This window comes from Achromobacter deleyi, from assembly GCF_902859705.1.
GTDB classification, from domain to species: domain Bacteria; phylum Pseudomonadota; class Gammaproteobacteria; order Burkholderiales; family Burkholderiaceae_B; genus Achromobacter; species Achromobacter deleyi.
The window spans coordinates 229,539-244,613 of record NZ_CADIJO010000009.1 but is presented as its reverse complement, the minus strand read 5'-3'; the positions used below and the strand labels follow the sequence as shown (position 1 = coordinate 244,613).

At 69.4% G+C, this 15,075-nt stretch carries 12 protein-coding genes; 10 read left to right on the top strand and 2 right to left on the bottom strand.

Features of this window, described 5'->3' with window-relative positions; translation table 11 throughout:
* From HV798_RS15530 to HV798_RS15485, 10 genes are all read left to right on the top strand, one after another.
* The coding region (locus HV798_RS15530) for a DUF4381 domain-containing protein (RefSeq protein ID WP_175216470.1) at nucleotides 1-257 on the top strand (257 nt) is incomplete at its 5' end.
* Nucleotides 244-1,260 carry a vWA domain-containing protein gene (locus HV798_RS15525; protein WP_175192886.1) on the top strand — a complete coding sequence of 339 codons (1,017 nt, stop codon included), beginning with the start codon at nucleotides 244-246 and terminating at the stop codon, nucleotides 1,258-1,260. The genes HV798_RS15530 and HV798_RS15525, both read left to right, overlap by 14 nt.
* On the top strand, nucleotides 1,245-2,804 hold the full coding sequence (locus HV798_RS15520; RefSeq protein ID WP_175192887.1) for a VWA domain-containing protein: 1,560 nt from the start codon (nucleotides 1,245-1,247) through the stop codon (nucleotides 2,802-2,804). The genes HV798_RS15525 and HV798_RS15520 overlap by 16 nt, the downstream gene beginning before the upstream one ends.
* Nucleotides 2,801-4,252 carry a BatD family protein gene (locus tag HV798_RS15515; protein ID WP_175192888.1) on the top strand — a complete coding sequence of 484 codons (1,452 nt, stop codon included), beginning with the start codon at nucleotides 2,801-2,803 and terminating at the stop codon, nucleotides 4,250-4,252. The genes HV798_RS15520 and HV798_RS15515 overlap by 4 nt, the downstream gene beginning before the upstream one ends.
* On the top strand, nucleotides 4,252-5,286 hold the full coding sequence (locus HV798_RS15510) for an HAD family hydrolase (protein ID WP_175193059.1): 1,035 nt from the start codon (nucleotides 4,252-4,254) through the stop codon (nucleotides 5,284-5,286). The genes HV798_RS15515 and HV798_RS15510 overlap by 1 nt, the downstream gene beginning before the upstream one ends.
* A gap of 50 nt (nucleotides 5,287-5,336) precedes the next feature.
* The gene (locus HV798_RS15505; RefSeq protein ID WP_175192889.1) at nucleotides 5,337-6,974 is read left to right on the top strand and encodes an arylsulfatase; all 1,638 of its coding nucleotides are present in this window, start codon (nucleotides 5,337-5,339) and stop codon (nucleotides 6,972-6,974) included.
* Between the two features lie 89 nt (nucleotides 6,975-7,063).
* Nucleotides 7,064-9,583, top strand: coding sequence for a fused MFS/spermidine synthase (locus HV798_RS15500; protein ID WP_175192890.1), 2,520 nt, complete (start codon nucleotides 7,064-7,066; stop codon nucleotides 9,581-9,583).
* Between the two features lie 61 nt (nucleotides 9,584-9,644).
* Complete coding sequence (locus tag HV798_RS15495; protein ID WP_246288837.1) at nucleotides 9,645-11,201, top strand: GGDEF domain-containing protein; 1,557 nt, start codon at nucleotides 9,645-9,647, stop codon at nucleotides 11,199-11,201.
* 10 nt (nucleotides 11,202-11,211) lie between these two features.
* On the top strand, nucleotides 11,212-12,000 hold the full coding sequence (locus HV798_RS15490) for a bestrophin-like domain (RefSeq protein WP_175192892.1): 789 nt from the start codon (nucleotides 11,212-11,214) through the stop codon (nucleotides 11,998-12,000).
* Nucleotides 12,001-12,018: 18 nt separating this feature from the next.
* Nucleotides 12,019-12,972, top strand: coding sequence for a hypothetical protein (locus HV798_RS15485; RefSeq protein ID WP_175192893.1), 954 nt, complete (start codon nucleotides 12,019-12,021; stop codon nucleotides 12,970-12,972).
* Between the two features lie 26 nt (nucleotides 12,973-12,998).
* On the opposite strand, the gene HV798_RS15480 is transcribed toward HV798_RS15485, so the two are convergent.
* Together HV798_RS15480 and HV798_RS15475 are read right to left on the bottom strand one after the other, a co-directional pair.
* On the bottom strand, nucleotides 12,999-13,700 hold the full coding sequence (locus HV798_RS15480) for an SDR family NAD(P)-dependent oxidoreductase (protein WP_175192894.1): 702 nt from the start codon (nucleotides 13,698-13,700) through the stop codon (nucleotides 12,999-13,001).
* Between the two features lie 38 nt (nucleotides 13,701-13,738).
* Entirely contained in the window at nucleotides 13,739-15,061 is a 1,323-nt protein-coding gene (locus tag HV798_RS15475; RefSeq protein WP_175192895.1) for an MFS transporter, read from the bottom strand.
* Nucleotides 15,062-15,075: the final 14 nt, after the last annotated feature.

The window sequence follows — 15,075 nt, the reverse complement described above, 5'->3', positions numbered from 1 at the left end:
CGGCCTTGCTCAAGCGCACGGCGCTGGCCGCGCAGCCCGCCACGGCGCGCGCCCAGGTCGCGCCGCTGGCCGGCGCAGCCTGGCTTGCGTACCTGGAACGCAGCGCAGGGCAGCGCTTTCCGGGCGATGCGCCGCAGTTGCTGACCCAATTGGCCTATGCGCCGGACGAGGCCGTGCGCCAGTTGGACCGCGCCGCCCTGACGCAGTTGATCCAGTCCTGTCGCGCCTGGATGGTGAATCACCATGTGGCGCCTTGATTACCCCTGGCTGCTCGCCGCGGCGCCTCTGGCGCTGGCCGCCTATCGCTGGCTGCCGGTCTACGTGCAGCCCCGCAGCGCGCTGCGCGTGCCGTTCTTCGATACCGTCGCCGCGCTCACCGGCCAGACGCCGTCGCGCCCCGGCGTGCGCATCCGGCGCGGCCAGCTATGGCTGAACGTGGCCGTGTGGCTGCTGCTGGTGCTGGCGCTGGCGCGGCCGCAGTGGGTCGAGCCGCCGCTGACGCACACGCAGGCGGTGCGCGACGTGCTGCTGGCTGTCGATATCTCGCAGTCGATGGACACCGCCGATTTTCACGACCCGCAGGGGCAGCCGCAGAGCCGCTGGCGAGCGGTCAAGGCGGTGGTGGCCGACTTCATCGACAAACGCGCGAACGACCGGCTGGGGCTGATCGTGTTCGGCACGGGCGCCTATCCGCAAGCGCCGTTGACCGAAGACCACGTTGCGCTGCGCCTGCTGCTGGACCGCACCGAGGTCGGCATGGCCGGGCCCAACACGGCGCTGGGCGATGCCATCGGGCTGGGCATCCGCATGCTGGACGCGGCCAAGGAGCGGGACAAGGTGCTGATCCTGCTGACCGACGGCAACGACACCGGCAGCGCCGTGCCGCCCGCGCGCGCGGCGGCCCTGGCCAAGACGCACCACATCACGGTGCACACCATCGGCATCGGCGACCCGGCTGCCACCGGCGAAGATCGGGCTGATTTCAACGTGCTGCAAGGCATCGCCCGGGCGACCGGCGGGCAATTCTTCCAGGCAGAGGACCTGGCCAGCCTGCAAGCGGTGTACGCCACGCTGGACCGCATCACCCCGCAGGAGGTCAACACGCTGCGGCACCAGCCCAAGCGCGACTATTTCTGGTTGCCGCTTGGCCTGGCGCTGTGCCTGTTGACGGCCTGGCACGGCATTGCCGCGCTGGCGGGCCAACGGCCGCGCGCCGACCGGCGCGTACGCAACGAGGAGGCCTCATGGACGTCGACCTGAGCGCCTTTCATTTCCTGCGCCCGTGGTGGCTGCTGGGCCTGCTGGCGGCCGCGCTGGCAGGGTGGTCCGGCCGCGGCGACCGGGTGGCCGCCGGCCGGGGCAGCCGGATCGCGCCCGCGCTGTTGCCGTACCTGCTCGTGCGTACGCCGGGCAGCCGCGGGCCGCGGCCGATCGATGCTTTGGCCGCCCTCCTGGCCGTGGGATCACTGGCCGCGGCCGGGCCGGCGTGGCAGCGGGACCAGCCCGATTTCCTGGACAACGTGGCGCCGCTGATCGTCGCGGTGGCCTTGGGGCCGTCCATGGATGGTTCTGATGTACCGCCGTCGCGGCTGGAAGCGGCCAAGCACCTGGTGCGCGACCTGGCGGCCCGGCGCGCGGGCGCCAAGACCGGCCTGATCGCCTATGCCGGCAGTAGCCACCTGGTCTTGCCCCCCACGGACGACACGCATCTGCTGGACCTGTTTGCGCAGGCGCTGGCGTCGGACCTGATCGGGCCGCAGGGCAGGGATGCGGCCGGCGCCATTGGCCTGGCGGCGCAAGTGCTGGCGGCTGAACGGGCGGGCGGCACGTTGCTGTTGCTGACCGACGGGGCGGATGCCAGCCGGTTCGGCGCGGTGCGCCAGCGCGCGCAGCAGGCGGAGGATCTGCAGGTGCTGGTGATGGCGGTGGGGCAGACCGGCCTGGACCAGGCTGCGCTGCGGGGCTTGGCCAGCGCCGCGGGTGCGCCGCTGGGCAGCCTGACGCGCAGCCCCGACGACCTGGACTGGATTTCGCTGCACGCCCAGCAGCATTTCCAGGCGGTGCAAGACGTCCGCTCGGGCGCCATTCACTGGCGCGACGCGGGCTATTGGCTGTGCTGGCCGCTGGCCCTGCTGGCGCTGCTGGCGGTGCGGCGCGGCTGGAATGTCGGCTGGACGGCCGCTGTTGTGCTGGCCGTCTCGCTGGGCGCGCCTGCGGACACGCGCGCCAATCCGCTGGCCGATGCCTTCCTGACCGCGGACCAGCAAGGCCGCCTGGCATTCGACCAAGGCCATTACGACGAGGCCGCGCAGCGCTTCCAGGACCCGTACTGGAAAGGCCGGGCCGCGTACCAGGCGGGGGACTACCCCACCGCGCTCGCCGCGTTTTCCAAGGTGGATAGCGCCGAAGGCCGGTTCTACGTCGGCAACACGCAGACGCGGCTGCGCCAGTACGACGCGGCGCTGGCCGCCTACGACCGGGCATTGGCCCTGGCGCCGGGCTGGGATGCCGCCGTGGTGAACCGCGGCATCGTCCAGCGACTGCTGGCGGCGATGACTCAGGAGGCTCAAGGGGATGTCGCCGAGCGGCCCGACCAGACCATCGCCGACCAGTCTGCCAGGCAGGGCCAGAAGACCGCCGCGCCCGTGGCGCAGGCGGCCTCGGAAGAACAATGGCTGAACAACCTGACGCTGTCGCCGGCCCGCTTCCTGCGTGGCCGGTTTGCGGTGGAAGATGCCGCCGCGAATTCCGCCACGAATTCCGCCACCAAGGCCCCGACAAACGCCGCAGGGGTGCGCCCATGACGACCTGGCGCAGACCTGGGCCGTGGCGCAACCTGGCGTGCTTCCTGGCGCTGGCGCTATCCGGCTTGGCGTTCGCCCAAGCCGCGCTTGCCCAATCCCAACGCCAGCCCCAACCCCAGCCCGCGCCCGCCTTGCGCGTCACCGCCAGCCTGCAAGCGCCGGCCCAGGTGCGCATCGGCACGACGCTGCAGCTGCACCTGGACGTCATGACGCCCACCTGGTTCACGCAACCGCCGCAATTGCCCGCGCTGGACCTGCCGGGCATCGCGGTCACGCCGCCGACGGGGCAGGGCGAACTGCGGCGCGACAACATCGACGGCGTGGCCTACAGCGGGCTGCGCTACACCTATCTGCTGAGCCCCACGGCCGCGGGCGCCGTGCAGGTGCCCGCGCTGGCGGTGACCGCGCAGGTCGGGCCGCACAACGACATCGCGTCAGGAACGAGCCAACCCCTGACGTTTGCCGTGGCCGCGCCAGCCGCGACCGAAGCGCCCGGCCTGGTATCGACCCAGCTGGCGGTAACGCAAGACTTTTCGCTGGCGCCCGATCCGCTGGTGGTCGGCGGCCGCATCACGCGGACCATCACCCAGCGCGCGCCCGGCGTACCCGCGCTGATGCTGCCCGCGACCGTCATGCCCGACGTGCCGGGATTCACACGCTATCCGCTTGAACCCCAGGTGACGCCGCTGAACGACGGCCGCGGCCAATTCGTGGGCGGGCAGCGCATCGACCGCGCCGATTACGTGGCGCAGCAGGCCGGTTCCTACCGCCTGCCGGCGATCACCGTGCGGTGGCGCGACGAGGCCACCGGCCAGCCGGCGCAGGCGGAACTGCCTGGCCGCGAATTCACGGTCGCCGCCGCGCCGAAAGCCACGCCGCCTTTCTCGTTGGCCGATGACCTGGCCCATCTGCGCCATGGCCTGCGCTGGGTGATTCCCGCCGCCTGGATGCAATGGGGCGCGGCGCTGCTGGCGGCCATTGCCGTGGCGTGGCTGACCGGGCCGCGCTGGCGGGCACTGGGCCGCCGATTGCGCCAGCGTACCGAACACGCGCTGGCGGCAAGACGCGCAAGCGAAGCCTGGCATTGGCGCGCCTGGCAGCGCGAGGCGCGCGGCCAGACCGTTTTCAAGACGGCTTCCCAGACCGCCTCTTTGACCGCCTTCTATCGCTGGCTGCGCCTGGCGGCCGGCGCGCACGACTTGCGCACTGGCGTGGCGCCGTTGGGCGACGACGCGCGCCGTATCGCAGCCGACGTGTTGCGCAGCGCCTATGGCGCACCACCCGCGGGCACGGCGTGGCGCCAGACGCTGGGCCAGGCATCCCGCGCATGGCGGCACACCTGGCGAACCCGGCGCGCGCCGCTCGCCCCGTATTCCTTGCCTGGCGCGTTGAATCCGCAGGCGCCCGATGAACGACGACCGCGCCCCGGGGCGCAGGGGAGTGCATGATGCAAGCGATCCTTGGACAGCGGGTGCGGCGCTGGGCGGCGCAATGGGCGGGCATCGCTGCGATGCTGCTGCTGGCCGCCTGCGCGTCGCCCCAGAAAGCGGTTACGCCCGCGGCGGCATTGCCTTCCTGGAACGAGGGGCCGTCGCGCACCGCCATCCTCGACTTCGTGCAGGCCGTGACGCAGCCGGGCAGCCCGGACTTCGTGGCGACCGACGCGCGCATTGCCGTGTTCGACAACGACGGCACGCTGTGGTCCGAGCAGCCCTTGTACTTCCAGGTGCTGTTCGCCCTGGACCGCATCAAGGCCATGGCGCCGCAGCACCCCGAATGGGCGACCCGCCAGCCGTTCAAGGCAGCCATCGAAGGCGACAAGGCCGCGCTGGCCAAGTCGGGCCAGGCGGGCCTGTTCAAGATCATCGGCGCCACCCACACGCAGATGAGCGTCGACGACTTCACCCAAAGCGTCACCCAGTGGACGGCCACCACGCGGCACCCGCGTTTCAATCAGCCCTATACCGCGATGACCTATGCGCCGATGCGCGAATTGCTGGATTACCTGCGCGCGCATGGCTTCAAGACCTACATCGTGTCCGGCGGCGAGACGGAATTCATGCGCCCCTGGGCCCAGGCCGCCTACGGCATACCCCCCGAACAAGTCATCGGCAGCAGCTTCGTCACCACCTTCGAGCAGCGCGGCGGCCAGCCCGTGCTGTGGCGCCAGGGCAAGCTGGAATTCAACGACGACGGCCCCGGCAAACCGGTAGCCATCCAGCGCTACATCGGCCGGCGCCCGCTGCTGGCGTTCGGCAATTCGGACGGCGACCTGCAGATGCTGCAGTGGACCGCCGCCGGCCCGGGCAAGCGCTTTGCCGGCATCGTCCACCACACCGATGCCCAGCGCGAATGGGCCTACGACCGCGATTCCGACATCGGCCGGCTGGACCGCGCGCTGGACGAAGCGCGCCGCAGCGGCTGGACGGTCGTGGACATGAAAACGGAATGGCGCCGCATCTACGCCTTCGACACCCCTTGATCGAGCTGTACCGGGAGTACATACGGCCCCTATGGGCGAGGAGAGCAGTCATGAAAGCAAGACGATGGTTGGGAGCGGCGCTGGTGGCCGCCAGCGGGCTTGCGGTAATGGGAGGGGCACACGCGCAGGCCCAGAGTGCGCAGCCGTCCAGCCCCTCGGCGCAGGCATCCGGCAAGAAGCCGAACATTCTCGTCATCTTCGGCGATGACGTCGGCCAGGCCAATATCAGTGCGTACACGCGCGGCGTGGTCGGCTACCGCACGCCGAACATCGACCGCATTGCCAACGAGGGCGCGATCTTCACCGACTACTACGCCGAAAACAGCTGCACGGCGGGGCGGTCGACGTTCATCACCGGGCAGTCCGCCCGCCGCACCGGCTTGTCCAAGGTGGGCATTCCGGGCGCGCCGGTGGGCTTGCAGGACCGCGACATCACCATTGCCACCGCCCTGAAGGGGCAGGGCTACAACACCGCCCAGTTCGGCAAGAACCACCTGGGCGACCGCGACGAATACCTGCCCACCAAGCACGGCTTTGACGTCTTCTTCGGCAATCTTTACCACCTGAATGCCGAGGAAGAACCCGAACGGCCTTATTTCCCCAAGGACTCGAAAGACCCCGTCATCAAGGCATACATGCCGCGTGGCGTGATCCGGGCCTCGGCCGACGGCAAGATCGAGGACACCGGCGCCCTGACCACCAAGCGCATGGAGACCATCGACGACGAAACCGTCGGCGCGGCGCTGGACTATCTGGACAAGCACGGCAAGGAAGACAAGCCGTTCTTTGTGTGGATGAACACCACGCGCATGCACATGTTCACCCACATCCGGCCAGAGCATCAGGGCAAGAGCGGCATGCCGGGCAATGACTACGCCGACGGCATGTGGGAACACGACCAGGATGTCGGCAAGCTGTTGAAGAAACTGGATGACCTGGGCATCACCAAGGACACCATCGTGATCTACACGACGGACAACGGGCCCAATCAGTTCAGTTGGCCCGACGCCGCCACCACGCCGTTCCGCAGCGAGAAAGACTCGAACTGGGAAGGCGCCTTCCGCGTGCCGGCGATGATCCGCTGGCCGGGCCACATCGAACCCGGCACGGTCAAGAACGACATCGTCTCAGGCCTGGACTGGTTTCCGACCCTGCTGGCCGCGGCCGGGGACGACGGCGTGAAAGACCGCTTGCTCAAGGGCTGGCGGCCCGGCGGCGCCAACCGCGACTACAAGGTGCACCTGGACGGCTACAACCAGCTGGCGTACCTGACGGGCAAGGACCCCAAGAGCGCCCGCGACGACTTCTATTACTTCAACGACGACGGCCTGCTGGTGGCGATGCGGTTCGACAACTGGAAGGTCGTGTTCTGCGAACAGAAGGCGCCAGGCGGATTTGCGGTGTGGAAGGAGCCGTTCGTCTGCCTGCGGGTACCCAAGGTGTTCAACCTGCGCATGGACCCCTATGAGCGCGCCGATATCGTGTCCGATCAGTACAACGACTGGCTGACCAAGAACGCCTATCTGGCCTTCGTCGGCTCGGCCAAGGCGGGCGAATTCCTGCAGACCTTCGTGGAATGGCCGCCCAGCCAGAATCCGCCCAGCTTCAGCACCGACCAGGTGCAGAAGGCGGTGGACAAGCAGATCGACGAGTACTTCGAGCAGCAGGCCAAGAAGCAAGGCAAGTAAGGCGTGACGGGCGGATGCGGCGTGCGGCCGCATCCGCGCAATGACTTTCCCTGGACAAGGACCCGACGATGACAGCCTCTGTGCGCCCGATGACATCGCTTCACGGCAGGGGCGAGGCCGCGCAGGCCGGCACGGCCCTGTGGCCCGCGGCCGCCTTGCTGGCCCTGTCGGGGGTCGCGGCGCTGGTCTTCCAGATTCTGTGGATCAAGCAACTGTCGCTGATCGTCGGCGTCGAGGTGCACGCGATTGCGGTGGCGGTGGGGGCCTTTTTCCTGGGCCTGGCGGCCGGCAGCTGGGTACTGGGCCGACGGGCGGATGCCAGTGCGCGCCCGTTCCGGCTGTACGCGGCCATTGAAGGGGCGATTGCCGCGCTGGGCATCGGCGTCACGCTGGCGCTGGGGCAGGGCGCCGCGGCGTTTGCGCAAGGCCAGGCGATCAGCCCCGGCCTGGCATGGCTGGCGATTGTCGTGATCGTGGGCATCGCGCCGTTTTTCATGGGCGGCACCTTGCCCGTGCTGCTGCGCGCCACGGGTGCCGCGCGCATCGGCCGCGCGGGCGCCACGCTCTATGCCGCCAATACGGGCGGCGCGATCATTGGCGCGCTGTTACCGGCTTTTTTCCTGATTCCGGCCCTGGGCGTGCGCGGCAGCGCCTGGGCGGCGGCCTGCCTGAACCTGGCGGCGGCTGCGGGCGCGTGGGCGCTCGACCGGCGCCATGCGCACGCTGCCGACGCGCCGGCGCCGTCACCCGTGCACGGCCCGCGGGAAGCCCTGTCCCGCCAGGCCCGGCTCGCGCTGGGCCTGTACGCCGTCGCGGGCGCCGTGGCCATGGGCTACGAAGTGCTCTGGTCGCAGATGGTCGTGCCATTCATGAGCACCCGGGCCTTTGCGTTCTCGATCGTGCTGGCGGTGTACCTGGCGGGGCTGACGATCGGCGCCGCGCTGTATGCCCGCTGGGAACGCGCGCTGGGCGACCCGTGGCGCGTCTTCGGCTTCCTGATCGCCGGGGCCGGCCTGCTGGCGCTGATCGAAACCGCCTTGTTGGGCCGCTGGCTCATCAGTGCCCAGGGGGTGGCCGAGGCGGCCATCCTGGGTTGGACGGGCAGCCCCCTGGCCGGCATGAGCGCGCGCTTTGCCGTGGCAGCCGGCGCCGTGGTGCTGCTGCCCACCTTGCTGCTGGGCGCGGCATTTCCCGCCGTGCTGCGCCTGGCCGTGCCGCCGCAGCGCCGCGGGCAGGGGGCTGGCGCGGTGCTGGCCTGCAACACGCTGGGCGGCATCGCCGGCACCGCCTTGACCGGGTTTGTCTTGCTGCCCCACCTGGGCACGGTGCGCAGCCTGGCGCTGCTGACGGTGGTGGCCTGCGTCGTGGGCGTGGCGGCCATCTGGCAGGCGCGTCCGGCATCGTCGATGACCAAGGGCCTGGGCGTGGCCCTGGCCGGCGCGGCGGTGATCCTGGGCGCGGCAATCCCCATCCAGCACCTGGCCCGCCTGCTGCCGGGCGCGCAAGGCGGCGACCTGGTGTTCTACGAGGAAAACCACGGCGGCACGGTGGCGGTGGTGGAGCAAGGGCAGGGCACGCAACGCTTTCGCCGCCTGTATATCCAGGGGGTGTCCAATTCGGGCGACGCCATGCCGTCACTGCGCTACATGCGCCTGCAGGCCCTGTTGCCGCTGATCGTGCATGCCGGCGAACCGCGCTCGGCCCTGGTGATCGGCTATGGCACCGGCATCACGGCGGGCGCCTTGTCGCGCTATCCCGGGCTGGAACGCCGCGTGGTGGCCGAACTGTTGCCCGCGGTACTGCATGCCGCGCCGCTGTTCCACGGCAGCTACGGCGCGTCGCAAGACCCCGGCCTGCAGCGGCGCCTGCGCGACGGACGCCGCGAACTGCTGGGCAGCGCCGAACGCTACGACCTCATCACCCTCGAACCGCCGCCGCCCTCGGCGGCCGGCGTGGTCAACCTGTACTCGCAGGACTTCTATGCGCTGGCCGCCACGCGCTTGCAGCCGCAGGGCATCGTCGCCCAGTGGCTGCCGCTGCCCACGCAGAACCTGGACGACACGCGGGCCCTGGTGGCCAGCTTCATCAACGTGTTCCCGCATGCGTCCTTGTGGACGACCGAGCTGCACGAAATGCTGCTGGTCGGGTCGATGGATCCGCTGCCGCTCGATGCCCGGCGCATTGCCGACCGCTACGCCGCACCGGCCGTCGCCACCGCGCTGGCCGAGGTCGGCGTCGGCTCGGCGGCCGCCTTGCTGGCCACCTGGGTGACTGACCGCGCGGGACTGGCCCGTTTCGCCGGGGCCACGCCAGCCGTGTCCGACGACCGGCCGGCCATCGAATATGCCACCTGGGTGCGCCCGCGCGAAATCTCACGCACGCTGCCGGCGCTGCTGGCGCTGCGCACCCCGGCTCCGCTGGCCGGATCGGATCCGGCCCTGGCGCAGGCCATCGAACGTGAACGCGATGGGCTGGATCTGTTCTATCAAAGCGCGCTGGCGGCGTACGACGGCAACCGCGAAGCCTGGGCGCGCAACGCGGGCCGGCTGGCGGCAGTCAGCCGGGACAACCCCTATCTACGCTGGTTCACGGGCGGCGCGGCCGAATGAGGCATCAAAGGGACAGGTGAGGGCGGGGATGGCCACACGACGCAAAACAAGCTTGCTCACCGTGCTGATCGCACTGGCCGTGGCCAGCGTGGTGATCGGGTTTTCCAACGCGCTCTTTGCCGGCTACCTGGTACAGAAGGCGCAGGTCATCACGACTGTGCTGGATTCGAATCGGGCCTACGCCGAAAAGCTTGCCGAAGTCATCGACCTGTACGTGGACGCGCAGCACCGTCAGTTGCAGGCTGCGGTGCCGCGCCTGGCCGAGATGCCGACGGTGCCGTCAAGCGGCGATCTGTCGCCGATCATCGGCCCCGCGCAGGGCGTATCCGCCGTCTTGCTGGCCGATGCCGCCGGCACCATCACGGCCCGGTTCGGCCCGACGCCCACGCCGCTGGCCGCCGTCGACACGCTGGCCGCGCTGGGCGTGAACCAGCTGCGGGCCGGGGAATGGGTCATGCCGTGCTGCCTGGCCAATACCGCGTTCGGCGCGCTGACGCTGGTAGAGCCGATCATGGGCCCCGCCGCCACGCCCAAAGGATTCGTGGCGGCCGTCGTGATCCTCGAACGCGGCAGCCGGCTGGACCGGTTGGTCGGCCGCCATGCCTATGCCGACGGCACGTCGGTGTACCTGGTCAACGTCGCGGGCCAGGTGCTGTACCACCATGGCGACGGCGGCCCCGACGCCGGCCTGATCGCGTCGCTGCGGGCCGCGCTGGCGCCGGGCGCGCCGTCGGGCGCCGTCGACCTGCAAGACGCATCGGGCAGTCGGATGCTGGTGGGCTACGCGGCGATGACCCGCGGCAAATGGGCCGTGGTGGTGCAGCGGCCGCTCGACCAGGCGCTGTCTCCCGTCAAGACCCTGCTGGGCGAATCGCTGCGATTCGCCATTCCCGCCGTCGGGCTGACCCTGCTGCTGGTGTGCGTCCTGGCCTACGCCATCGCCCGCCCGCTGGCCCGCCTGGCCCGAGCGATGGACAGCGCGGGCGCCGTAAGCCAGGACGGCGCCCGGGCGCTGTCCATGAGAACCTGGTACTTCGAGGCCGACCGTCTGCGCCAGGCGCTGGCCGCCACCGTGGCCCAGCATCGGCAAGAGGTGGGCCGCCTGAATACCGAGTCGATGACGGACCCCATGACCGGCCTGCGTAACCGCCGCGCCATGCGCCAGCGCATCGACATGCTGGTGGCGGCGGGCAGCCCCTTTGCCGTCATTGCGTTGGACCTGGACCATTTCAAGCAGATCAACGACACCCACGGGCATCCTGCCGGCGACCAGGTGCTGATCGCGGTTGCCCGGGCCCTGGAAGAGGGCGTGCGGCAGCAGGACAGCCCCTTTCGCGTGGGCGGCGAGGAATTCGTGGTGCTGGTTCCCGTGTCGTCGGCGACGGCGGCGCGGCTGGCGGCCGAACGCCTGCGCAAGCGCGTGGCGGGCGCGGCCATGCCGCCGGGCGTGGGCCCGGTCACCGTGTCGGTCGGCGTGGCGTTGTGGCCGCAGCAGGGCGCCTCGCCCCAGGCCGTCATCCAGCGCGCGGACCAGGCGCTGTATCAATCCAAGCAGGCCGGGCGTGACCGGGTCACGCTCTGGCAGCTTGACCCTTCCCCGAACACCGACCCCGCGTAGGAGTGGCATCTTGAACTATTCACTTGTGCTGGCCGCCGGCGCCATCGTCTTTTTCTTCCTGTTGCTCGCGGCCATCCGCCTGGGGCAGGCCCTGGGCCGCCATGGCGATGCGGACGATCACGGCAAGGCGGGGTCCGCCGCCATCGAGGCCTCGGTGTTCGCCTTGCTGGGCCTGTTGATCGCCTTCACCTTTTCCGGCGCCGCGCAGCGCATGGCGGACCGGCGCAACCTGCTGGTAAGCGAAGTCAACGCCATCGGCACGGCCTGGTTGCGCATCGACCTGCTCGACACCGTGGACCAGCCCCAGCTGCGCGACCAGTTCCGGCGCTACGTGGACGAACGCGTCAACTATTACCGGCATGTCGCCGACCTGGACCACCGCGACCAGATCGCCGTCCAGGTCGGCGCGCTGCAAAAAGACATCTGGACCCGCTCGATGGCCGCTGCGCGCAATACCGCGCCGCCGTTTGCCGCGTCATACATCGCCGCCGTGAACGACATGTTCGACGTGGCCAGCGCCCAGACCGTCGCCCAGAAAGTCCATCCCCCGGTCATGACCTATCTCTTTTTGGGGTTCCTGGCGCTGATCTGCGCCTGCCTGATCGGCCTGAACCTGGCCCAGGCCAGGCGCGCCACCTTGTTTCACCAGGTGATCTACGCGCTGGTGATGACCGCTGCGCTGTACATCATCATCGACTTCGAATTTCCGCGCATCGGGGCCATCCGCATCGACCAGAGCGACGCCTTGCTGCTGGCGCAGCGCCAGGCGATGGGCGGCGCGATGCCCGCCGCGCAATGACGGCGCCCGGAGACCATCATGATCAAGCGCCTGTTGCCCTGGCTGATCGCGACGCAGGTCTGCGCCGTGGGCGCCGACGCCGCCGCGCAACCCACGGTCAGGTTGAACCACGACGATCTGCAAAAGCGCGCCAACGGCGTGCTGGCGATCATGTCGCTGTCCATCGTGCCCGACATCACCACCAGTTCGCTGTCGATCGGTTCGGGCGGCGGCACCACGTCCGGCTCGACCGAATTCTTCATGACCCAGCTGGGCGGCGGCGACACGATCTCGAAATCGGTGCCCATCTACCTGGAAGGCGTGCTGGCCGCCAGCCGCTATGACCCCACCTTCATTGCCTCGCAGGGCGCCGAAACCCGCAAGATACCGACCAAATGGAACAGCGTGTCGGCCACGGGCGGCATCGGCTGGGATTTCAAGCTGGCCGACGAACTGAAGCTGCGGCCGATTTTCAACGTCGCCCTGGGCAACGTCACCAGCGACCTGCGCGCGGCCAGCTGGTACGTGGGGCAAAAGACCGGGCAGGACGTGACGTTCCTGGACAAGGGCTCGCTGAACGCCTACGGCCTGGGCGGCTCGCTGATGCTGGACTACGAGCATTACCGGCCGGGCTACGAGGTGGATGTCGAACTGCGCTATTCGGACATCCGCTTGAAAAGCTTTTCCAGTTCGGCCGCCGTGCAGGGCAACGCCATCGCCCAGTCGGCCAACCTGTGGGCGCGCTACCGGGCGCCCACGGGGCTGACGATGCTGCAGCGGCCGTTGCGCTACGTGCTGGAACTGACCCATTCCGAGTTCCTGGGCGACCAGCGCGGCGTGCTGGGCTTTGACCGCCTGACGTCGGTGGGCGCCGGGCTGGAACTGGATTCCAGCGCCTACAACGTCATCGTGACGCGGACCCGGCTGGTGGGCCGGTATGTGTTCGGCACGGGGGTGTCCGGCTTCTCGGTGGGGCTGGCAGTCAGTTTTTGACGCGGTCGGCTATAGCGACGGGCAGCCTATTTCCCCAGCGTCAGCCCGCCATCGATCAGCACCACGCTGCCGGTCATGAACAGGAAGGGCGGCTTGGCCAGCGCGATCATCGCGGCGGCGATTTCCTGGGGCGAGGCCAGCCGGTTCAGCGGATGCATCGCCGCCAGCTTGCCTTCGTCCAGCTCGCCCGCCTCGATCGAACGTTCGATCATCTGCGTCTTCACGTAGCCCGGCGCCACCGCCAGGACGCGGATGCCGTCCGCCGCCCACTCATTGGCCAGCGACCGGGTCAGAGTCGCCACCCCGGCCTTGGACACGGCATAGTGCGCGCGGCCCTTCATCATGGTGATGCCGGCGACCGACGCGATGTTGACGACCACGCCGCGGCGCGCCTTCAGGTGGGGATACAGGGCGTGGGCGCAGTGGAAGGTGCCGGTCAGGTTCACGGCCAGCACCTGCGCCCATTCGGCCGGGTCCTTGTCGGCCACGGGTTCGCGTCCGCCCGCGATGCCCGCGGCGTTGACCAGCAGGTCCACGCCATCCAGCCGGCGGGCAGCGGCCGCGACGCTGGCGTAATCGGCCACGTCCACCGCGGGATCATCGCCATTGCCCGCGCGGTCCCACACCGCCACCCGCCAGCCGTCCTCGCGCAGTTGCCTGGCGCATTCCTGGCCGATGCCGCTGGCGCCGCCGGTGACGACGGCGGTCTTGATCGGGTCGTTGGTCATTTTTTTGTCTCCTGGTTGCAGTCGGTGCGATGAACGGGTCAGGCCTTCGAGGCGGCCAGCGGCTTGACGCCGGCCCGGGCGTTGCGCACGCAGATGACCGCCAGCGCCGCGCTGGCCAGGGTGGTCAACGCGAAGATCCAGGCGGCCAGCTGCCATTCTCCACCCGTCTGCTGCATGACCCAACCGGTCAGCGTGGGGCCGAAGAATCCGCCAAGTGCGCCGATGCTGGTCACCAGGGCCAGCGGCCCGGCATGGGCGCCGATCCGGTTCTGGATAGCGGCGTTCAGCGGCCCGTAGTAGGCGATGGTGTAGCCGGTGATGAGCGACACCACGGCCAGGAAGGCGGCAATCGACGCCACGGCCGCGCTGGGCAGCAGCAGAAAGCCGCCCGCGCCGGCCAGGCACACGGCCGCCAGGTGCCAGCGCACATCGCCGCTGCGCTCGCTGCTGCGGCCCACCAGGTAGCTGAACACGGCCGCCACCAGGTTCGGAATCATCAGCGCCGAGCCGATCTGCAAGGGCGTGATGTGGTACAGATTCTTCAGGATGAGCGGCAGGAAATAGGCCAGGGCGAAGGTCGCCGCGTACGCGATCAGCAGGATCAGCAACAGACCCCACAAGAGCGGCTGGCGAAACACCTGGAAGCCATGGCGCCACGATGCCTGGGCGGCAGGCGCGCTGCCCGCCGTTTCACTGGCCATCACCGCCTGCAGCGATTGGCGCTGGGCGTCGTTGAGCCAGCGGGCGTCGGCCGGCGTGGCGGGCAGATAGCGCAGCACCGCCAGGCCCAGCAGCACCGTCGGCAAACCTTCCAGCAGGAACAGCCAGCGCCAGCCGGCCATGCCGGCGTTGATGCCCATCAGCCCGCCGGCCAGCGGCCCGCCGATGATCATCGCCACGGGTAGCGCCATGATGAACACCGAATTCAGCCGGCTGCGATAGCGCGGCGGAATCCACGAGGTGATGTAGAAGTTCACCGCGGGAATGAAGCCGCCTTCGGTCAGGCCGAGCAGAAAACGCATGGCGTAGAACGACTTTTCGCCCTGTACGGTGGACATCAGGCAGGCCACCAGGCCCCAGCTGAGAAAGACGAAAGCCAGCCAGCGCTGGATGCCGACCCGTTGCAGGGCCAGGTTGGCCGGCACGCAGACGCAGGCATAGCCGAAGAAGAACAGGCCCGCGCCAAAGCCATAGGCGGCCAGCGACAGGCCGATGTCGCTGCCCATCTGCAACTGCGCATAGCTGATGTTGGTGCGGTCGATGAAGTTGAGCAGGTAGCCGGCGAACAGCAAGGGCAGGACCCTGCTGCGAAAGCCGGCTACCGCCTGGTCCGCGCCCGCGGCATTCACAAGGGTGGTCATGGTTGTCTCCTGGA